Genomic DNA, 20,998 nt, shown 5'->3' on the forward strand with positions numbered 1-20,998 from the left:
CCAGACCAAAGCCAGGGCACCCCGGGAATTGCCAGAGGACACCCACGGGCATGTCATTCTGACCCGCACCGATCCGATCACAATGAATCTTATCCAGAGGCTCAAACAGTATCAGTATGAATACGTCATCCTCACGGAGGATATACAGCAAGCACTGGAGCTGTTCGACCAGGATTATAAAGTGGTCGTGGGTGATCTGAGTGACCCGGAAACCTACCGGCGCCTCAGGGTAGGCCGGGCTGCCCTGGTGGTGGCCAATATCGACGACATGATGAACACCAACATCGCCTTCACCGTCCGGGAGATTTCAAAAGAGGTCCCTATTGCCGCAAATGCCGATTCAGACCACTCGGTGGATATTTTACAACTGGCCGGAAGCACCTACGTGCTGCAGTTCATGAAACTGCTGGGCCAATCATTGTCGAGGCGGGTGCTCCGGACGAGCACGCGCTCGAACGTCATTGGAAACATCGACGCGCTCCTCATCGCCGAGGCGCCGGCCATGAGGACGCCGCTGGTCGGCATGACCCTCCAGCAAAGCCGGCTGCGCGAGACAACCGGCATCACGGTGGTGGGTGTCTGGGAAAGGGGCAAGTTTGAAATACCCACGGCGGCGACCCACATCAATTCCACGACGGTCCTTCTGTTGGCCGGATCCGCGGAGCAACTCAAGAACTACGATGAGCATATCGGCGGTTACCAGAAATTGCGGGCGCCGGTCCTCGTCCTGGGCGGCGGCCGGGTCGGCCGTGCGGCTGCAGAGGCCCTGGAGCAGGCGGGTATTGATTACCGGGTCATTGAAAAAAACAAGAGGCTCGTCGCCAATCCCAAATATATTTTGGGAAGTGCCGCGGACATCAACACCCTGAATCGCGCAGGGATCGATGAGGCGCCATCGATCATCATTACCACCCATGACGATCCCACCAATATCTACCTGACGATTTACTGTCGCAGGCTACGACCAGACATCCAGATTATCTGCCGGGCCAATCTGGACAGAAATATTTCAAAACTGCACACGGCCGGGGCTGAACTGGTCATGTCATATGCCTCCCTGGCGGCCAACACGATCCTCAATCTTCTCAAACCGGATGATGTCCTGATGCTTGCCGAGGGGTTGAACGTATTTCGTGCCGGCATGCATGCTTCTCTGGTGGGCAAATCGTTGGTCGACTGTCAGATCCGCATGCAGACCGGCTGCTCGGTTATCGCCATCAACCACGACGGCGAGATGATCAGCAACCCCGACCCCACAGTTCGCTTCAGCGAAAAGGATGAGCTGATCATGATCGGCACCGACGATGCGGAAAAACAATTTTTAAAGCGGTATCCAGAAGTGACCAAGACCAAGGTATCTTAAATAGCACTACCTACATGCCACCGAGTTTAGGCAGAACCGCCGCGGCGAAACTCAAGACAAAAAAGAAGCCGCACATGTCGGTGACCATCGTCAGCAGTGGGCTGGAAACCAGGGCCGGATCCAGCTTAAACCGCTTGAGGATCAGGGGCAGCATGCCGCCCAGGATGACCGAAACGAGCGTGTTGGCCGCCAATGCACTGCCTCCTCTTCGGTCATGCTTTCGAGGATATGGGTGGCCGTGTCCAGATCATATTCGAAAAACTTCTGAAGCACCGGCAGCAAGTTTGCGTTGTCCGTCATGAGTTCAATCCTTTACTCTCTTTTTTTCAGCGTCCATGATCTCTTTGATGTCCATGGCTCGGTCGAAATTGTTGACCTGCTCCTGGGAGAGCAACAGGTCCTTCATGCTGTATATCTGCATGCGGCAGGACTGGGCAAACAACCGGTTCACCAGCAGCAGGGAAGCAATTTCCATTTCCTGTATTTTTTTATCGGCCACTGCATTCAAGGTGTTTTTGATAAAGCGGTCGTCGGCCTCTTCGATCTGCACGAAAGACCTCACTAGGCTGCGGTACTGGCCTTCCTGGTCTTCCGTATTCAGGATCCGGCCCATGTTGTGGTAAAGCTCTACCAGACGCTTGCGGAAGAGCTTGTACTGGGCGTTCAGATATGCATTGTCCGAACCGTCAAACTCATCCATATTGTGACGAATGCCCTTGAAGTTTTTAATGGAGTTCATCATGTTGCGTGAGGCATAAATCAATCGCTCCAGTTCCTTGACCTCTGTCTCATCTATTTTATGGGTCTGGATTTTGGAATAGAAGGTGAAAATTTCGGCGTGGAGCAGCTTGATGTTCTCGTAAAATTCATCGGGGGCGTACTTCTTCTTTCGATTGGTTTCAAAGGGCAGATCGACATCAAAGACCAGCCGTTCATCGATCCGCAGCAGCCGCAGGTTGTAGAGCTGGCACTCCTGCAGCAAATGACCGGTCTCCTTTCTTAAGGCCGCCGTGGCGGCATCCGTAATCTCCGGAGGTGTCTGGTCGAGATAGACGGTGAGGATGGTTTTGTAGTCCGGAAAAACCCTTGTGAGCAATCTCGACAGCGGCCCGAGGAAAGGAATAAAAAGCACCACGCCCAGGATATTGAAAAGCGAGTGAAAGAGGGCCAGCCCCATCAAGCTGTCGGAACGGATATCCACCATAAACGATACGATCCATACCAACAGCGGCAGCCCTAAAAAGGCCGCTGCACCGGTGACGACATTGAAGACCAGGTGGCTTAGGCTGACTCTTTTTTTGGCCTGCACGCCGCCGATGGCCCCCAACAATACCGTTATGGTCGTGCCGATATTGGCCCCGATGACCATGACGGCCCCGATGTCGAAAGTAATCAACCCGCTGTTCAGCGCCGTCAGCACAATGGCAATGGTCGCTGCGCTGGCCTGCATCAGGGCGGTGACCAGGGTGCCCACCAGCAGGTAAAACCAAAGTCCGTAATCGGGAAATTGTCCCAGGCTGAATGTTTGCGTAAAGCTCTCGACGCTGGTTTTCATGAAATCCAGGCCCAGAAATAAAAAACCGAACCCGATGAGCAGCCGGGTGACAAAAAATGGTCTGGAAGAGGGTTTAAAAAGAATCAGACCGCCGGCACCCAGGCCGATAAAGGGCAGGGCCAGGGCCTCGATTTTAATTTTAAATCCGATGGTGGCAATGATCCATGCCGTCAGCGTCGTACCGATGTTGGATCCCATGATGACGCCGATGGCGTTTTGCATGTTCATCACGCCGGCGCCCACAAAGGCCAGGACCATCAGCGAAACCGCAGAACTGCTTTGCAGCAGGGCGGTGACCAGGGCGCCGCTGCCGATGGACCGCAGCCGGCCGTTGGTATACATCCGGATGATGCGCCTGAACGCCCGTCCCGACAAAGACTTGACCGACTCTTCGATCAACTGCATCCCGAAAAGAAAAATGCCCAGACCGGCCAGCAGTTTCCACAAATCAAAATGAATTGACATAAACGTTCCTACGGCTTCAATCCCCTACGGTTTTTTCAGCGATGTCTGGCTTTCCATGCCGACCACCTGCTCCACCGGCAACACCAGGGCAATACCGGTGCCGGGTTCGCTGAACCGGCCGGCTTCCCGGATGGCCGAAAGGATTGGCTCAACCATGGCGTCGCTCACCAGGAAAAGAACCACCTCTGTGCGGATGTCCAGGCTGAGTCCGAAAAAGGTTTTCGCCTCTCCGGCGCCCGTTCCGGAGGCCGGGATGATGGTCGCCCCGGTTGCACCGGCCTTTTTGGCCGAATCAACGACCTGGTCGGTCAGGTTCGGCTTCACCATTGCAAGGATGCATTTATTGGCCATCTACTTTTTTTCCTCCTTTGTCCGATTCACGGCAACCAACCCATTGGTTTTGTGACAAGCGGGCGCTTGTCATGTTTTTCTGTTCCGGCGCCCGACAATCCATTGAACCAGCTGGGCGTATCCGAGAACACTGATGATCGGGAACAAGCTGGCAAAGGCAATCAGCCCGAATCCATCCAGCACCGGGCTGCGGCCCGGAACGGTGGACGCCAAACCCAGACCGAGCGCCGCAACCAGGGGCACGGTAACCGTGGATGTAGTCACCCCGCCGGAATCATAGGCCAGCGGAATGATCATCCGCGGCGCGAAATAGGTTTGAATGGCTACCACCACATAGCCGGCTAAGATATACATATAAAGCGGGGTTCCTGTCACAATGCGGAAAGTACCGAGGGTGATGCCGACAGCCACGCCAAGGGCAACCGCGATCCGCAGCCCCAGTGATGATACGGCCTTGTAAGACGCCTCTTCGGCCTTGTTGGCGACGGCGATCAGCGACGGCTCCGCGATGGTGGTGGAAAACCCGACCAAAAAGGCAAACAGGTATATCCATCCGTAGGCGGCCCAGATCTCCCTGCCACCGCTCTGGGCGCCCTTGGCCAGTTGCAGGGCCATGGTCCGACCCACCGGGAAAAGCGCCAGGTCCAGGCCGCCTAAAAAACAGGCCATGCCCACCAGCACCAGGCAGAAGCCGAAAATAATTCTGCCCGGTCTGGGAAGCGGTTTTCTCAACACCACCATCTGAAACAATACCAGCAGCCCGAGTACCGGCAACACGTCTTTGGCAGTGGCCAGCAACAACTTCATAGGGTCTAAAAAGAGTTCCATAGCGCTCCTAGTGGACGAACAGGCCTAAAACCATGACGAAGATCATCGGGGTCAGGGATGCCAGGGCGATCAGGCCGAAGCCGTCGGTCAACGGGTTCTTTCCCCGAATCGAGCGGGCCAGACCCACTCCCAAGGCCGTTACCAGGGGCACGGTAACCGTTGAAGTGGTCACCCCACCTAAATCATAGGCCAAACCCACGATCTCCTTGGGTGCGAACAAGGTCATGACCATGACCAGCGCGTAGCCGCCGACAACGATCATTGGCAACGACCATCCCTTAAGGATTCTCAACACGCCCAGGACGATGGCGACACCCACCGATAGTGCCACGGTCAAGCGGATTTGCAGGGCATACCGGTTTACAGCCGCTGGGATATTCTCAATAAGGCCGGCTTCAGCCGCTGCTCTGGCGCCTTCACGGGTCACGGCGATCAGGGCCGGCTCGGCAACGGTGGTACCGAAACCCAGGGCAAAGGCGAACACCAGCAACCAGACGAGGCTGCCCTTGCGGGCGAACTCTTCAGCCAGGGCTTCACCGAGGGGAAACAGGCCAATGTCCAGACCGACCACAAAAAGGGCTAGCCCGACAACCACCAAAGCCAGTCCGGACAGGACCGACACGAGTTCCGGGAAGGGTTGGCGCAGGACCAGAAGCTGAAATAGGGCGATGACGATGACGATGGGCGCCAGATCACGGCACGCGCCCAGCAGGGCGGCGCCCAAGGCTTTCATCAAGTTTTGTATAGGTCCGGTGTGCATCGCCTGCTATCACGGCTGGGTGTGGTTGATTGGTCCATGCAACAGTGTTCGCTGTATGAAATCATCGATTCAATCTGCTGAAAGCAGTAAACCACAATTATTTCAAGAAAAAAACATTGAACATTCCCCGGGGCCCGGATGGCGCTTCATGGACATGGGGCGGCGGGTGGAGCTTGCCATAAAGCATACCGGCCTGATCCGTATCGGCCTGACCCAGGTTTGCAGCGAATCCAGAAGCGCCCTGGAGGCGCATCTGGATGTGGCCGACAGTACCGGGTCCGCTACCGGACGGCCTTCCAACTGACCGGTCCCGTACCTGCTTATCGTGGACGAGACCGACCCCAAATCCCAGAACCTTCCAGTTTGCCAGTTGATTGCCCACGTCGAGCACCTGTCCGGACAGAGCAACCGATGCTTCGCCAGCCCGGAAGATCGATTGTCTCTGGAGATGCTCACCGCCGCACGTCTGCTGGATCTCACCGGCCTGCGCTGCAGCAAAGGCAGTGTGCAAACCGATTCGTTTGCCGCCTTTCTGGATCTCATGGATACCTGCCTGAAGGATTTCGCCCACGCGGCCATCAGTTGCCTGCGTTCCCTGCGACTGCCGCTAAGTAAGCCATTTGCCGGTTTCTCTTTTTATTCCGGCGTGATTCCATACCTGGAATCACGCTGGCATTCGACCGCCGTTGCTGTTATGAAGAAGGCATCTATACGGACATCGATCATCCTCGGAGGAACCCATGCGAAACGTATATCTATCTGTTCATCTGATAATCCTGACCTTATTTGCCGCCGGCACCGCCTTCGGCGATGCAGCACCCGTCAGCGAAGCCACCCAGGAGTGTCTGGATTGCCACAGCGTTTTTCATCCCGGCATCGTTGCCGACTGGCAAAAAAGCCGCCACGCGCGGGTAACGCCCAAAGCGGCCATGGTCGTCGAGGAAAACCAACGACGCATGTCCAGCCAAAATGTGCCGGAAGCACTTCAGGGAAACAGCGTGGGGTGCGCCGAGTGCCACACCCTGAGGGGCGAGGCCCACGCAGATACCTTTGAGCACAACAGCTACGAGATCCACGTGGTGGTCAGCCCGGATGATTGCGCCACCTGCCACGCCGTCGAACGTGAGCAGTATTCGAAGAATATCATGGCCATGGCCGAGAAGAACCTGTCTGAAAACAAGGTCTACGCCGACCTGCAGCGCACTATTCTGGGCAGGGCCGAGGTCAAGGCGGACCGGGTCCACTTTGAGCCGGCCGATGATATGACCCGGGCGGATGCCTGTTACTACTGCCATGGCACCCGATTGAAGGTAACCGGCACCGAGACCCGCGACACCGATGCCGGGGAGCTGGAATTCCCCGTGATCGCCGGCTGGCCCAACCAGGGGGTGGGCCGGGTCAATTTAGACGGTAGCCGTGGGGCCTGCTCGTCCTGCCACACCCGCCACCGGTTTTCCATCGAAATGGCCCGCAAACCGTATACCTGCAAGGAGTGCCATGTGGGCCCGGATGTGCCCGCCTATAAAGTCTACTCGGCCAGCAAACACGGCAATATTTTTTCTGCCATGCACAACGAATGGGATTTCAACGCGGTACCGTGGACCATCGGTGAAGACATCCAGGCTCCCACCTGCGCCACCTGCCACATCAGTTTGACGGTCAACACGGACGGCGACGTGATCAACCCGCGGACCCACCAGATGAGCGATCGGCTGGGCTGGCGGATCTTCGGGCTGATCTACGCCCACCCCCAGCCCCGATCGCCTGACACCACCATCATCCGCAACAAGGCCGGCCTGCAGCTGCCCACCGACCTGGACGGCAGTTTTGCCGCCGACTATTTGATCACTGCAGAAGAAGCGGGCAACAGGCGGGCGACCATGCAGCGCACCTGCCTGGCGTGTCACGATACCTCCTGGGTGAAGGGGTATTTTGCACGCCTGGACAACACCATCGCCACTTCCAACGCGTCGGTGAAGACGGCCACCGAGCTGATGCAATCGGTCTGGGACAAAGGCTATGCCCAGGGGTTGTCCGGCGGCGGCAGCATCTTTGATGAATACATCGAACGGCGCTGGAGTGATATATGGCTGCTTTACGGCAACAACATTCGCTTCGTGTCAGCCATGGCCGGCGGCGGGGACTACGGTGTTTTCGAAGACGGCCGCTATCACCTGACCAGAGCCATTATGGATATGGACGATTGGCGGCAAACCCGCGATTTGATCAGGAAAAAGCCTTAAGGTCGCAAAAAATTAAAAATGGCATGAGCCAGGTAAGGATGGCGCATCTGAACAGCCGGTGCAGAAATTGATCGGATGGCGTGCCTTAACCCGGATCCATCAAGTTGGCCAGAATCTGTCCCGGCCCTGAATCCCGCGGTTGGTTTGCCCGCAGATCCTCGATCAAACGCTGGTAGCGCTCCGGTTCTCTGGACGGGTCGGTGGCCTGGATGCACTTAACCCGTTCTCGAATGGCCGTCATCGATTTAATCACCTGCTGGTAGTCTGAATAAAAGTGTCCCAGATCACTCAGCAGCCGTGCATCGAACGCGGTCTCCGGCGGAAACCAATCCTCGGGCTGTTGATCTTGGATACGCCGCCAGCCCAGGTAAGCCATGCCGGTTTCATCGTAGACCGACTGAACGTGACGCTGAACATCCTGGGGCAAGTGTGCCAGGCTGCCCAACTCTTCTTCCATGACCCTGCGGATCCAGCGCGTTGCAGCAGAACTCCTCTCCGCCTGCTTTCCCGCATGGGTTTCCGTCATTGAAGCCGAGAGCCGTCGAGCGATTAACGCGTATAGTCGCAAGAGCCCGTCCTCTCCCGAAATGAAACCATGGCCATCAAGGAATTGATCGGCGTCGACATCGGTAACGCCTAATCGGCTGCAGAGCTGAAAGGCCTGGTGCCACGTCGGCACCCATACCAGTTGTTGCCACATTTTCTCTTCGTTCCCAAAAATATCCGTGAACCGGCGCATGCTAAGAATGAAGTAAACACGTTTGGGAAAGGGAGAAGGTGCCGAGATGACGGCTTCACGGTCCCAGACAAAACACCCCACCTGGGGCGACCACGGCAGACCCAGCATCTTGAGTCGGTAGGCGGCTGCAAGGACCGTATCGTCAATGGGAAGGGGAAGGAATTGTTCGGCTGCGTCTGAGATCATGGTTAATACTCCACATTTTTCTGATGGCGGATATGCTCAATCTTGAAACTAACCATTCTGTCTTCAGCCGCAATGAGGGGCGTAAACGGGTCTTGTGTCAGGCGGAAACTATCATTTGCCTGGGGCGCCGTGAAGAATCATGGTCCTTTTAAACCGGAGGATGGTCTACGGCGATGAAGCGTGAACCGCGATAGTTAGTGTCGATCCACAAATGGCCAATTTTCCTGATATCTGCGTTATGCTCAAAATTTTATCCTCGGAATATCAACCATATACACCCCAAGGGCATTTCTTTCAGGGCACCTGCGGTAAAATTTTTCGCATGCCTTGATCTCAACCAAATTTGCCTATTTCTGGATGGACACTAGTTAATTGACGCCGGCTTTGCGGCTCAGTGGTCGTGTTCAAAAATACGGTGATGCACCGAGATGGCCGAGGCGCCTGGGCCGCAAGGCGCGAGGAGCGAGAATACCTGTCGTATTTAAGCGACGATCAACGCAGACGGACCGGGATGCGTCGGTCATCGGATGCCATCGTATTTATGAACCCGACCACTTAGGGCCGCGACCTTTTCGACGTAGGCACGGATGTCGCATTTGCGTTCGAGACCGGATGCCGCCATGTAACGCACCTTTCCGAAAATCTCCCGTTGGAACCAGGCCCGGTCGTGCAGACCGAACACCCAGCCCACGCCGGCGTAGGAGTTGGGATCCCTGCCGTCCAGGAAATATCGGTTGTTCAGTGCGAGTGCCGTTTCAAACGCCTGCTCCGGCGTCGGCGACCATTCGATAATCTTCTTGCCCCAGTACATGCGCATGTAGCTGTGCATGAAGCCGGTGTCGCGCATCTCTGCCATGGCGGCATTCCAATAGGGATCGTGGGTTCCGGCCGCTTCCAAGGTTTTCCGATCGTAGAGGCTTTCGCGCCGGTCTGCGGCATGCTCCGCCAATGTTTTCTGCGCCCAGGCAGGCAGGCAGCGGAAGCGGTCATAGTCCGGCGTGTAGTGAACGAAATTGGCTGCCAGTTCCCGGCGCACGATCAGCTCCTCCAAATAGGCGGCGCGGTCCGCTTCGGCGCCCGTGGATGCATTGGCGATCTGCAGGGCCAGGAACACCGGCGAAATCTGCCCGAAGTGCAGGTAGGGGCTCATGTGTGAGATGTCGTCAGTCTGGGGCTGATTGCGGTTGCCGGCATAATGGTGCAGATGATGGGCGATAAATCGGCGCAGCCGCTTTTTGGCCTCCGCCGGCCCGCCTTTGAAAAAGAATGTGACGGCAGGGACCGTCCGGTCAATGTGGAGCCCTTCCAGGATCGCGTCGATGGCGCCAAGGTCCAAGCTCTCCGGCCCGATATCGATGGATGAACGTTTAGGCCGGTAGCGGGGGCAGGGTATCAGGAATTGCTCCAGGTGCTTGTGGATTTTGGGACGAATGGTGCGGGCCGCATACTCGGCCTTGGGAGATACGGTGGCCACCGGCACCACCACATCGCCCTCCACGGCGACGACCCGGCAAGGGGCGGATGAAGACAGCGATTGGCGCCAGGCGCGCTGATGGCGGGTGTAGCCCACATCGCAAACCAGCAGGGCCGACCGATCCATCAGCGGGCCGATCACCGTGGCGGGGTCGCCTTTTTGCACCACCATACCAATGCGGCGCCCGGCCAGCTGGCGCCGGGTTTCAGCCAGACCTTCCAGCATGAAGCGGTAATGACGCAGGTTGGCCTCCGGATAGCTGTCGGTCAGCGCGAAGCACACCAGCACCGGCAGATCCAGACGATTGGCCTGGGCGATGGCGTATTCCAGGGCCGGGTTGTCATGGGCCCGCTGGGATTGCTGCATCCAGTAGAGCACCCACGCGCCTTTTTGCACGGCCTTCCGATTGAGATTGCTGATGCGCTCCTGCTCAATGCCCATTGATTCTGGTTCCTTTCCCTGACCTGAGTTCATCGATAAAATGCGCAGAGGATCAGGTTGTTATTGATTTTCTCACCGGTGGATTATTTTCATGGCCATCAAAATTTAAATATGTGCATCGGTATCCATACTTGTCAGTGCCTCTTTTTCACGATGGGTTTTCCTTCCAGGCCGTCCAGGATTTCCATAAGGCGGCGTTTACGAAAGTGCTGTTGCCTCAACGCGCTCAGGTACTGATCCCAGGCCTCTTTTTTTTTCTTCCGGGTCACAATTGACGCCGCTTTACGAAGGTATCTGGCCGCCTCCTGGTAGGCACTGGGCTTGACTTGCGAAATCAGCCCTTCCGCCTTGTTTTTCCAGATATCCACCGCCCGATCCGGCGCGTGGATTTGAACGGCGGTGGCGATTTCGTCTTGATCAACCCCGTACCCCCCGAAACGGTCTTTAGGACGCTGATCGTACCATCTCAAAACCTGGTCGGGTTTTTTCTCAAGGATGGCGATGGCAATCAGCTGGTCGACCAGGGGGAATCGTTTGCGTTGATCCGCCTTAGGCCGGTCCAGACCGGACGGAGGGATGGGCCAGCCTTTCTGCTTCCAAGGCAGCTCACCGTTTTCAAGATAGCACAACAGGTATTTGCGCACCGCGGGCCAGGCTTTGGCCTTGCCCGCGGCTTGCCTGCATTCCGTGAAGGCCTGTCGCGAAGGATGGCGCATGAATGCCTCGACCCGAATAGCCGTTACTGCAGGCCAATCTTTTTGTCGCTTGCGAATATCCAGCAGCTTGTCGCGCAATCCGGATGCGATACCGGGCCATTTTGCTTTCGTGGCGGCAACTCCCTTTTGAATCCAGTGCTCGGCGTCTTTATAGCGGCGTGCTTCCATCAGCCGTTTAACCAGACGATCATAGCTGCCCGTCTTGCGAGCTTCACTTTCACAAAGTGCGAGAACCTCTTTCTCCCTGCCGGCCTGCTCTAAAGCATGGATCACCCAGTTGCTGAGTTGGTTACGCTCGTAATTGCGGCTGAAACTATCCACACCGCTTTTACCTTTAAGTCCATCCAGACGGGTCAGCAAACGGTCAACCAAGGTGTGCCAGGCGGGTTTGGGGTGTTGCCGGTGCAGATACTCCGAAAAAGCTTCGCACACATCGAACTGATCCTCGAGCACGGCATCCAGCGCCCAGTTCAGCTTGTCGGCTGCATCGAGGGACGATTGGTCCAGTGCCTCGACGATCACCGGCATGCAAGCGACCACTTCCATAGCGGTTTCGCCCTCGTCGTGGCTCTCCTCCACCTGACGGGTACCGGACGTCAACAGTTCCAGGCCCAGGCGCAACACCTCGTCGGCATGCCCCGCCTTGAGCAGCGTCTCAAGCTTTGTGCAAATCCCGGAATAGTCGGGCGTAAAGCCCTCGTTTCGCCAGTAGTTCTGCCAGCCGTGCTGATTGACAGTTTCACGGATCTCCCGGCGCAGGCGAGTCACCAGCGATTTGGTGTTACCTGAGATCAACTGCCCACGGTCGGCAAGATAACTTGCCATTTCCGGGTACTGCTCGGCAAGCTCATGAATTAAATCGATGAGCTGTGCCTTGGTTTTGCCCTTTAGAAAGCCGGCGATCTCCTTTTGCCGATCCCGGGTTGTGGTATTTACTAGATTAACCAGCTCATCATCCGGTTCGTCTTCCCACGCTTCATCTTCCAAAAGTTTCAGGCGATCGTCGTCCTGCTTTACCTTAGGAACGCGCCGGTTGTCTTCAACCCGTTTCAGGTATTCAATCACCACGGCAACGCCATGTTTGCAGTCAATTGCATAAGGACAGGTGCAGATCGAATCAGGCAAGCCATCTTGATCTATGAACACGCGGGTGGCATAGCGCCACGTCCCGTTAACCCAGGCGATTAGGTTGCCATCGTCCGTTACAGCCAGATCGGATACAAGTCCCTGGCGTTGATAGTTTTTGCCCCGGGAGACGATTTTCCTACCAGCCCATTCCTCGATATCGATCCAGGTCAGATCGGCAAACCGATCCAGCTGTGTTTTCTTTTTCGGCATGGAGTACCATTCCTATTTGTTCTCGTTTCGAAATTACCGCATAAATCGGGATTAGCAGCACTTCGACCCGAAGAAGAAAGTTGTCAAAAATAAAGATCCGAGTCAACAATGGCTCAGCGAGAAAAATAGAAGTTCTTTTCGATGTCCAAAACCCAAGCTGAGCGATTGTCGAGTTTGCCGCAGATACAAGGAAGATGTCTTTCCGCTATAGTCGCCTATGCGGGAAGACGTCTGACGCCGTAGATGCGGTAAGATTGGCAATCCCAATGGGTTTTCCATTTTGAAGCCGCCAAGTGACATAACCCATACTTATTGTAATAATTTTTTATAGAACCAAAATGGGAAACGCTCAGCTTGGGCAAAAGCTATCAAATCGACATCGGATGTCAAGGATGACCTATCCGTTTCGAAATGAATGCCGTGGCAGGCTATCCAGATTTGCGCTGCATTGAGAAATTTCATGGCCGGCCTCCTTCTGTAAATGCGTTTGACATGTGGGCGTGGCCCAAGGTAAGCCTATGATATTCTAATGATAGATGAGAGGATTCACTCATGCCGAAGGAATTTGAAGGTGCAGAGCCGAACCTGTCTGAGATCGACACATTGCGCCGAGAGGTCGCCCGTTTGAAAGACATTGAACAGCGCTGCCAGAAGGCCAATGCGGCTCTCAAAGCCATTGAAGAAAGAAACCGGCTCTTAGGCGATAGCACGCCGCTGGGAATTTTCACCATCGATGTCCAGGGCGGCATCACCGGTATCAACCTGAAAATGCTGGAAATATTTGCCTGGCCTTCCGTCGACGATCCGACTTCGATGAATCTGTTCGATAGTCAGGCCCTGGCTGGATCGGGGATTGTTGCCGATATTCAGCGCTGCATCGCCCGAAAGAAACCGGTGGTCGCCGAATACCCTTACTTCGACCCCCAAGGGTCCTGTATCCATTTGCGCTACCATCTCAGTCCTATACCTGGAAGCAATGGCGCCGTTAGCGGTGTAATGGCCATTGTTGAGGACAATACCGACCTGAAAAAAACGGAGGAGGCGCTCAGGGAAAGTGAAAAACGCTATCGCCAATTGTTTCAATCTGCACCCATCGCCCTGATCGAATGGGATGTCTCCCATCTGAAAGCTTATCTGGAAAAACTGCGTGCATCCGACGTCACCAATTTCAGGGAATACCTGGAGGGGCATCCCCAGGAGGTTCACCATTGCTGGTCGTTGATCAAGACCGTTAACTATAATCAGGCCTTTTTAAAACTGATGGGTGTGGCCGACAGCGCTGGGCCCGGCGGTGATTTTATTCCAACGGATGCAGAGGGTTTTTTAAAGATGGCCCGGGAGATCATCCTGGTGGCGGCCGCGGGAAATACCGCGGAAGAACGGGAAGAGACCATTGTAACGTCAACGGGCGAGCCCAAAATCATCTTGGGGAAGTCCCTGGTCGTCTCCGGTCACGAGGATACCCTGGAACGAGTGGCGATTGCCATGGTGGACATCTCCCAACGCAAAAAGGCCGAAGAGGCGTTGCGGGAGAGCGAGCGACGATTTCGTGATCAGGCCTTGCGGGATGGGTTGACCGGTCTCTACAACCAACGCTATCTGTACCAGTCGCTCGCCGTATGGATTGACAGTGCAAAAAACACGGACACCCCGATTTCTTTGATATTCATGGACCTGGACCATTTCAAGACGATCGTTGACACCCATGGGCATCTCAATGGCAGTCGCGCCATCCGGAAAGTGGCCGGTACCATCGACAATTGCCTGCAGGAGCCGGCTTTTGCCGTGGCCTACGCCGGGGACGAGTTTGTGGTGGTCTTGCCGGGGATGGATCAATCCCAGGCGCTGCAAAAAGCTTCCGAGATCCGTGCCAGCATGAAAAATACGGTCTATGTTCTGGATCAGGGCATCGAGGTCAGGCTGCGGGCCAGCTTTGGGATAGCGACATTTCCGCACCATGCCGAAGACTTAAACGGCCTGATTGCCGCTGCCGATCACGCCCTGTTTGCCATCAAGGAAGCCGGCAAAGACGCCGTTGGCCAGTTTCAAAACCGGTAACGGGCCAGTATAGCTGCCCACAGAGAAGACCACCGCAGGAGCCTCAATTCGTGGATGGCGATACCGTTGACCAGATCATTGGCATTAGCGGCATTGTGCTTTCAATACGCTAAAAATATACCGGTTATATGTCGTGTTTCCATGCATGGCCAATGTGGGGTGACCCGCCGCAAACGTGTTGGGATGAATGGACAATTGCATGCTTACATTTTTTGCTAATACCTTGGTGCTGGCAGGCGCCGTGATACTTATCGGTGCGCTGGCTACCGTGAAACGGCTAATCAATCAATTGCCACAGGGTTCTTCCCGCAAGAGCTGGTATACGATGACAGCCTTGATCATCATGTTTGTCATTGGTTATGTATTTTACATCGCCGCCTTTTGGAGTAAACATACAAATGCGTTGGATTTGATTGTTCCGGTCATTTTCTTTTTTGGGGCTTGCTTCGTGTGGATTTCAGCTACCCTGTCAATGAATACGGCGTCGGATATTATGCGCATCAGCCTCCTCGAACATGAGTCGTGTACTGATTCCCTGACAGGGTTGTTCAACCGCCGCTTCATGGATCAGCGTTTACTTGAAGAGGTCGCGGCAGCACACAGATATGATCGGCCACTGGCAGTTTTATTGCTCGATTTAGATCACTTCAAACGCATCAACGACAAATACGGACATCCGACAGGCGATCAAGTACTCATTGCCGCAAGCGCGCTGATTGCTACCCAACTTCGGAGTTCCGACGTACTCGCGCGTTACGGTGGTGAGGAGTTTATCGTAATTGCGCCAAATACACCTCTTGATAGCGCAAAGGAATTAGCTGAACGGTTGCGCAAATGCATCGAATCTAACAACTTCGGTGTATACCCGGGCCAAGCCACCATGCCTGACGTGCGTCTGACGGTAAGTATTGGTGTAGCCTGTTTTAGCGATTGGATCGATAGCGCCGAACAGCTACTCAAAGTCGCTGATCGCAATCTTTACCAGGCCAAAGATAACGGCCGCAACCAAATTGTCGACGACGAACGAGTGATTCCGGCAAACTAAAAATGCGGCGAACGTGATGCCGGCCGCCCGACAATTCGACCAGACATCCTTATCCGGCGTATCCTTGAGCTTTTACAAAATCAGTTGCCGGGGGCATGCTTTTGTGTCTATTTAGTGCCCGTGACAACGATCCAACCACAACATGCTAAACCCTAGCGAGGGAAACCAAATGAGCGGTCAGGCGTTTATCGAAATCCAAGGGGGCAAACCCCTATCCGGCAGTGTTTGTGTGCAGGGATCCAAGAATGCGATTCTGCCCATGCTAGCCGCATCTCTGCTGCCTGAAAAAGGATGCAGTGTGATCCGCAACGTGCCGCCGCTGAACGACATCCTCGTGGCCTTTGAACTCATGCGACATGTGGGCGCCACGGTAGACTATTTTGCCAATGAAAAGGTGGTCTGTGTGGATGCCACTCACCTGACCCGGTCGGATCTCCCCGAATCGCTGACCTGCCGCCTGCGGGCGTCTGTGCTCTTCATCCCGCCGCTGCTCAAACGGCTGGGTGAAGTCAGGCTACCCAGTGTCGGCGGCTGCCCGTTAGGGGCCCGAAACCTTAACTATCACTACCGGGGATTTGCCCGGCTGGGGGCGCAGATCACCAGTGGCGATGACTTTGTCATCAGCGGCGAAGCCTTTACGGGCAGCACCATATACCTGGATTTTCCCAGCCACACCGGCACGGAGAACCTGATGATGGCAGCCTCTTTTTCAAAGGGTGTGTCCATCATCGAAAATGCCGCCTCCGACCCCGAAATCTACGATTTCGCTAACTTTCTGATCAAGATGGGCGGCAGGATTCATGGCCTGGGCAGTCGGACCCTGACGGTGGAAGGCGTGCCGGCCCTGACTCCCATCGACCATTACGCCATGAACGACCGGCTGGATGCCGGCTTGTTCATGATGGCCGCCGGAATTGCCGGGGGCAAGATTTCCATCATCGGCGTGGCCCCCGGGGACTTGCGGATTCTCATCGAAAAGATGATGCAGATGGGGATCGACATCGGCATCAACGGGCACGTGCTGGACGTGTCATCCCCGGGCAGGCACCTGAAGCCGGTCAACGTGCTTACCTGCCCCTACCCCGGTTTCGCCACGGATTTTCAGCCGGCCATCATGGCCCTCTCCTGTGTGGCCGACGGTCAAAGCTACATCCGGGAGCGCATTTTCGACAAACGCTTCAGCCAGGTGGCCGAACTGAGAAAACTGGGGGCGTCCATCGACCTGGATGAAGAGGACGGCCTGGCTATCGTCAACGGCCCCACCACCTTCAAGGGCGCGGACACCAACCCGGACAATATCCGGGCGGCCTCCTGCATTCTGCTGGCCGGACTGGCCTGCCCGGAAAAGACCATCATCCGCGACGTCTACCAAATCGGCCGGGGGCATTTCGACATCCAAAGCCGGTTCCAGCAGATCGGCGCCAGTGTGGTCATCAGATGAACAGTTCCGTGCTAATATACCGCTCGCCCGTACTGGGCAAAATGGTGACGATGCGCTTGCCGGCATTTTCCGCCCGCGATGCCACCTGAATCGACGCCCACACTGCCGCTCCGGAGGAGATGCCGCACAGAATACCCTCCCTGGCTGCCAGTTGCCGGGCCGTCTCAAAGGCGTCCTCGTTGGAAACGGTGATCACATCGTCGATCAAGGACCGGTCCAGCACCTGGGGCACGAAGCCGGCACCGATACCCTGGATCTTGTGGGGCCCTTTTTCGCCGCCGGAAAGCACCGGCGAAGCGGATGGCTCCACGGCCACGCACTGGAAGCCGGGTTTCTTCTCCTTGAAAAATCCCCCCACACCGGTGAGGGTGCCACCGGTGCCCACGCCTGACACCAAGATGTCCACATCACCGGCCGTGTCCGCCCAGATTTCCTCGGCCGTGGTCTCCCGGTGGATGCGGGGGTTGGCCGGGTTGGTAAACTGGTTGGGCATAAATGCCCCCGGGTTTTCGGCCAGGATGGCGTTGGCTTTTTCGATGGCCCCGCCGATACCCTCGGGGCCGGGGGTGAGCACCATCTGCGCCCCCAGATGCCGGACCAGTTTCTGTCGCTCGACGCTCATGGTCTCCGGCATGGTCAGGCACAGCCGATATCCCCGGGCTGCACAGATAAAGGCCAGCCCGGTGCCGGTATTGCCGCTGGTGGGCTCAACAATCAGGGTGTTCGGCCCGATCAACCCTTTTTTTTCTGCATCGTCGATCATGGCGGCGCCGATGCGGTCCTTGACGCTGCCCAACGGGTTGAAAAATTCTAGCTTGGCGACGATCTCGGCATGAAGATCACCACCGGTATGGTTGATCCGCACCAAAGGGGTCTTGCCGATGGTGGTGTCAATCGCATTGTGAACAGTCATACTATCCTCCTTACCGCAGCACTTGCGGTTAATTGGTGGGACAGGGGGAAAAGCCGTATCGGTTATACTGCGACGACCGAAAGGCAGTCCAAATGAATCATCTTAAAGCCTATACGGCCTGGCGGCGGGCCTCTTTGATGATCAATCGGGGCATTTCCATCATCACGGTGGTATCGGGCGGGATGGACTCGGTCAGCCAGACGTTGCCGCCCACCACCGAACGGGCGCCGATCACGGTATCCCCTCCTAAAACGGTGGCTCCGGAGTAAATGATAACCTCATCTTCGATGGTCGGATGGCGCTTTTTTCCGCGCAGTTTTTCTCCCGCATCCTTGGGCAGAGAGAGGGCACCCAGGGTTACTCCCTGATAAATACGCACATTGCTGCCGATCTCGGTGGTCTCTCCGATTACCACACCCGTGCCGTGATCGATGACAAAACGACCGCCGATGGTGGCCCCGGGGTGGATATCGATACCGGTAATGCTGTGGGCATGCTCGGCCATTATCCGGGGAAGCATGGGCACCCCCAGCTTGAACAATTTGTGGGCCACCCGGTAGACGCTGATGGCGTATAGGCCCGGGTAGCTGAAGATGATTTCGTCGTGGCTTTTTGCCGCAGGATCTCCCTCGAAGGCCGCCCGGACATCCGAGGTAAGGGTCTGACGCATCTCGGGAATGGCATCCATCACTTCAAGGGCAATGCTGTGTCCACGAGATTCGCACCCGCTGCAGGACTGATGGTATCGCAGACAATCGTGGCGGATGTTGTGGGTAATCAGATCGGCCAGCAGGTCGAACAGCTTGGAGACGGTCTGCCCCAGGCTGTAACGCAAGTTCACCGGGTCCAACTTCTCACGGGAAAAATAACCGGGAAAGAGCAGTTCCCGGAACATATCGATAATGTCGGTCACAAATCCTTCCGATGGGATGGGCTCGCTGTCGATGTGCGTGTAGCAGGGACTGTTCTGGCAGTGATCGACAATCCGCTCTGCGATGTCAGGCAGCTTCGAGCGTGCCTGTTGGTGGCATTCGACTTCGGACTTGCATACATCGTCTGGGATGGGGCTGCTTTCTTTCATCGGATCTCTCCACCATTTAACCATTTTTATTCGTTCAGTCGGGGTGGGTCTTTTGCATGAAAATAGTCAAACGCGTTTGTCCCTGATCGCTGGGAAAATATATCAACTACAGTAACCACAAAGAAAAGGTTGTCAAAATCCGACATGTTAGGCGATATGGCAAAAATGGGCCGCCGGTCGAAATTGACAAGACACGACGATTCTGTTTTTATAACAACTTCGTTTAGAAACCACCCATCGACTTATCTTCCAAGCAACGCAGAACCATGTCGAACTGAAAAAAGGAAGCACCTCATGACCGGACTGGATGATCTGAAGATTGCCATTTTAAGCCCTGAGGACCTTGAAACCATACGGACGTTGGAAAAGAAACTGGGTCCGAATGTTCGACTGGTGGCAGTGGAAACCAAAGATGTACTTTACGCGTTGGAGGCCAAAATGGCCCCCAACCAATGGCAGCGGGTGGACACGGTCTATCCGGAGATCAAGGACATCAAAGCCTATTACGCCGAGCACGACACCGCCAGGGAAGTCAAGGGCTGGCTCAAAGGCTTTTTAATCAACAACACCCTCAATCCCAAACCCATCAAGCGACCCATCCGCATCCGCCAGGTGGTCAATACCGAGTCCGATAACTGAGGGTGTTGATCATCTAACCGTTCAAAGCAGCGGCACCATGGTTGTCTTGTCCACCGGGGTTGAAAGCACGATCGTTGTGCGCGTCTGACCGAGTGGACTCAACCGGCCCACAACCGTTTCCAGGGTGGAGAGATCGTCTGCGCGAATGTGCAGGATAAACGAGGCGTCCCCGCTGATGTGGTGGCAGGCGCTGATCTGAGGCAGGTCTGCAGCCAGGGATTTTACAGCTGGGTAGTGTCGGGCATCGGTGGTCAGGTGGATAAAAGCAGACACCGACCGGCCCATGGCCGACGGATCGATGCGGGCATGGTAGCCTGTGATCACCCCCGCCTCCTCCAGTTTTTTCACCCGCTCGGCCACCGCCGGCGCCGACAATCCCACTTTTTCGCCAATGCGGCTCAGGGGAATTCTGGCATTTTCCTGCAACGCGGAAAGGATTTTACGTCCGATCCGATCCAGTAATTTTTCAATCTGAAGGTCCATTGCATGATTTTCCTTGTAATATGAAGCGGACGGCCCCGAAAACCGTGGTTTGGCCATGGCCTCGGCGACACCGGTCGTGTAATGTTACCGCCATGGATCTCTCTTTTTTCATCAAAGGACTCATCTTCGGATTCTCCATCGCCGCCCCCGTGGGCCCCATCGGCATCCTGTGCATCCGCCGCAGCCTCACCAGGGGTTGGACGTCCGGACTGGTTACCGGAATGGGCGCCGCCACAGCCGATGCCATCTACGGCAGTGCAGCCGGCTTCGGGCTTGCCGGAATCACCGGGTTTGTGGTGGGTCAACGCGCCTGGATCCAGCCGTTCGGCGGTCTGTTCCTCTGCTGGCTGGGCCTGCGCATCTTCCTGTCCGAATCCGACGAAAAACCGGCAGCCGAAGCACCCGGTAGCGCCGCCATGGGCTATCTCTCCGCGCTGCTGCTCACCCTCACCAATCCCATGACCATTCTCTCTTTTGCCGCGGTATTCGCCGGCATGGGCCTTGGCAGCATCGGGGCCGGCAACATGGCTGCCGGATGGCTGGTAGCCGGTGTGTTTTCCGGCTCAATGGCCTGGTGGATCATTCTCTCTTCGGTCAGCAGTTTGTTCAATACCCGCATGAGTGCAAAAGCCATGCGCTGGATCAACCGGTTCTCCGGAGCGGTGCTCACCGGCTTCGGATTGGCAGTGGTGATCGGGCGGCTCTAACCCCCCGGCAACCCTTTGCGAAATCGCCTGCACAGCGCGGCTGAAACCCGATGGTCGTAGACCTTACCATCGGGTCCAATCCCTCGAATGCCGCCGTCCGACAGGAATGCCGCCAGCAGTTTCATGCCCGCCTGCTGCCGGTCCACAAAAGGTGCCACATGAGTGCCCACCG

At 56.0% G+C, this 20,998-nt stretch carries 20 protein-coding genes; 7 read left to right on the plus strand and 13 right to left on the minus strand.

The genetic code is table 11. From position 1 onward, the window contains the following. Positions 1-1,363, plus strand: a 1,363-nt coding sequence (locus QNK41_RS01465; protein WP_319253009.1) for a potassium channel family protein, incomplete at its 5' end; no start/stop codon positions are given. Positions 1,364-1,373: 10 nt separating this feature from the next. Here the strand turns inward: QNK41_RS01465 and QNK41_RS01470 are convergent. The 6 genes from QNK41_RS01470 to QNK41_RS01495 form a co-directional block, all read right to left on the minus strand. Next, a complete protein-coding gene (locus tag QNK41_RS01470) occupies positions 1,374-1,556 on the minus strand; it encodes a magnesium transporter (protein ID WP_319253011.1) in 183 nt (60 codons plus the stop codon). 111 nt (positions 1,557-1,667) lie between these two features. Next, complete coding sequence (locus QNK41_RS01475) at positions 1,668-3,383, minus strand: Na/Pi symporter (RefSeq protein WP_319253013.1); 1,716 nt, start codon at positions 3,381-3,383, stop codon at positions 1,668-1,670. Positions 3,384-3,407: 24 nt separating this feature from the next. Continuing rightward, positions 3,408-3,734, minus strand: coding sequence for a P-II family nitrogen regulator (locus QNK41_RS01480; protein WP_319253015.1), 327 nt, complete (start codon positions 3,732-3,734; stop codon positions 3,408-3,410). 69 nt (positions 3,735-3,803) lie between these two features. Next, entirely contained in the window at positions 3,804-4,562 is a 759-nt protein-coding gene (locus QNK41_RS01485) for a DUF1538 domain-containing protein (RefSeq protein ID WP_319253016.1), read from the minus strand. Between the two features lie 7 nt (positions 4,563-4,569). Continuing rightward, complete coding sequence (locus tag QNK41_RS01490; RefSeq protein ID WP_319253018.1) at positions 4,570-5,295, minus strand: DUF1538 domain-containing protein; 726 nt, start codon at positions 5,293-5,295, stop codon at positions 4,570-4,572. Positions 5,296-5,419: 124 nt separating this feature from the next. Then, a complete protein-coding gene (locus tag QNK41_RS01495) occupies positions 5,420-5,893 on the minus strand; it encodes a hypothetical protein (protein WP_319253020.1) in 474 nt (157 codons plus the stop codon). A 169-nt stretch (positions 5,894-6,062) separates the two neighbouring features. On the opposite strand from QNK41_RS01495, the gene QNK41_RS01500 reads away from it, so the two are divergent. Next, positions 6,063-7,565, plus strand: a complete 1,503-nt coding sequence (locus tag QNK41_RS01500) for a multiheme c-type cytochrome (protein ID WP_319253022.1) — start codon at positions 6,063-6,065, stop codon at positions 7,563-7,565. 85 nt (positions 7,566-7,650) lie between these two features. On the opposite strand, the gene QNK41_RS01505 is transcribed toward QNK41_RS01500, so the two are convergent. The 4 genes from QNK41_RS01505 to QNK41_RS01520 all read right to left on the minus strand — a co-directional run bounded on the left by QNK41_RS01505 (position 7,651) and on the right by QNK41_RS01520 (position 12,921). After that, complete coding sequence (locus QNK41_RS01505) at positions 7,651-8,490, minus strand: hypothetical protein (RefSeq protein ID WP_319253024.1); 840 nt, start codon at positions 8,488-8,490, stop codon at positions 7,651-7,653. A gap of 520 nt (positions 8,491-9,010) precedes the next feature. Further along, positions 9,011-10,405: a deoxyribodipyrimidine photo-lyase gene (locus QNK41_RS01510; protein ID WP_319253026.1), complete on the minus strand. Its 1,395-nt coding sequence runs from the start codon at positions 10,403-10,405 to the stop codon at positions 9,011-9,013. Between the two features lie 134 nt (positions 10,406-10,539). Continuing rightward, positions 10,540-12,459, minus strand: coding sequence for an SWIM zinc finger family protein (locus QNK41_RS01515; RefSeq protein ID WP_319253028.1), 1,920 nt, complete (start codon positions 12,457-12,459; stop codon positions 10,540-10,542). Positions 12,460-12,768: 309 nt separating this feature from the next. Beyond that, positions 12,769-12,921 carry a hypothetical protein gene (locus QNK41_RS01520; protein WP_319253030.1) on the minus strand — a complete coding sequence of 51 codons (153 nt, stop codon included), beginning with the start codon at positions 12,919-12,921 and terminating at the stop codon, positions 12,769-12,771. A 90-nt stretch (positions 12,922-13,011) separates the two neighbouring features. On the opposite strand from QNK41_RS01520, the gene QNK41_RS01525 reads away from it, so the two are divergent. The 3 genes from QNK41_RS01525 (at position 13,012) to murA (ending at position 17,003) form a co-directional block, all read left to right on the plus strand. After that, positions 13,012-14,517 carry a diguanylate cyclase gene (locus QNK41_RS01525; protein WP_319253032.1) on the plus strand — a complete coding sequence of 502 codons (1,506 nt, stop codon included), beginning with the start codon at positions 13,012-13,014 and terminating at the stop codon, positions 14,515-14,517. A 199-nt stretch (positions 14,518-14,716) separates the two neighbouring features. Next, on the plus strand, positions 14,717-15,562 hold the full coding sequence (locus QNK41_RS01530; RefSeq protein WP_319253034.1) for a GGDEF domain-containing protein: 846 nt from the start codon (positions 14,717-14,719) through the stop codon (positions 15,560-15,562). Between the two features lie 169 nt (positions 15,563-15,731). Further along, entirely contained in the window at positions 15,732-17,003 is a 1,272-nt protein-coding gene (gene murA, locus QNK41_RS01535; protein WP_319253035.1) for a UDP-N-acetylglucosamine 1-carboxyvinyltransferase, read from the plus strand. Here murA and cysK read toward each other — a convergent pair. Together cysK and epsC are read right to left on the minus strand one after the other, a co-directional pair. Continuing rightward, positions 16,996-17,916, minus strand: a complete 921-nt coding sequence (gene cysK, locus QNK41_RS01540; RefSeq protein WP_319253036.1) for a cysteine synthase A — start codon at positions 17,914-17,916, stop codon at positions 16,996-16,998. The genes murA and cysK overlap by 8 nt on opposite strands. A gap of 109 nt (positions 17,917-18,025) precedes the next feature. After that, positions 18,026-18,997 (minus strand): serine O-acetyltransferase EpsC, encoded by a 972-nt coding sequence (gene epsC / locus QNK41_RS01545; RefSeq protein ID WP_319253038.1) that lies wholly within the window; start codon positions 18,995-18,997, stop codon positions 18,026-18,028. A gap of 294 nt (positions 18,998-19,291) precedes the next feature. Between epsC and QNK41_RS01550 the strand changes: the two genes are divergently transcribed. After that, positions 19,292-19,636 carry a hypothetical protein gene (locus tag QNK41_RS01550; RefSeq protein WP_319253040.1) on the plus strand — a complete coding sequence of 115 codons (345 nt, stop codon included), beginning with the start codon at positions 19,292-19,294 and terminating at the stop codon, positions 19,634-19,636. A gap of 21 nt (positions 19,637-19,657) precedes the next feature. Here the strand turns inward: QNK41_RS01550 and QNK41_RS01555 are convergent, their stop codons facing one another. Continuing rightward, positions 19,658-20,119: an Lrp/AsnC family transcriptional regulator gene (locus QNK41_RS01555; RefSeq protein ID WP_319253042.1), complete on the minus strand. Its 462-nt coding sequence runs from the start codon at positions 20,117-20,119 to the stop codon at positions 19,658-19,660. Between the two features lie 92 nt (positions 20,120-20,211). Between QNK41_RS01555 and QNK41_RS01560 the strand changes: the two genes are divergently transcribed. Continuing rightward, the gene (locus QNK41_RS01560) at positions 20,212-20,826 is read left to right on the plus strand and encodes a LysE family translocator (RefSeq protein WP_319253044.1); all 615 of its coding nucleotides are present in this window, start codon (positions 20,212-20,214) and stop codon (positions 20,824-20,826) included. The last annotated feature ends 172 nt before the right edge of the window (positions 20,827-20,998 follow it).

This window comes from Desulfosarcina sp., from assembly GCF_033791525.1.
GTDB lineage: Bacteria > Desulfobacterota > Desulfobacteria > Desulfobacterales > Desulfosarcinaceae > Desulfosarcina.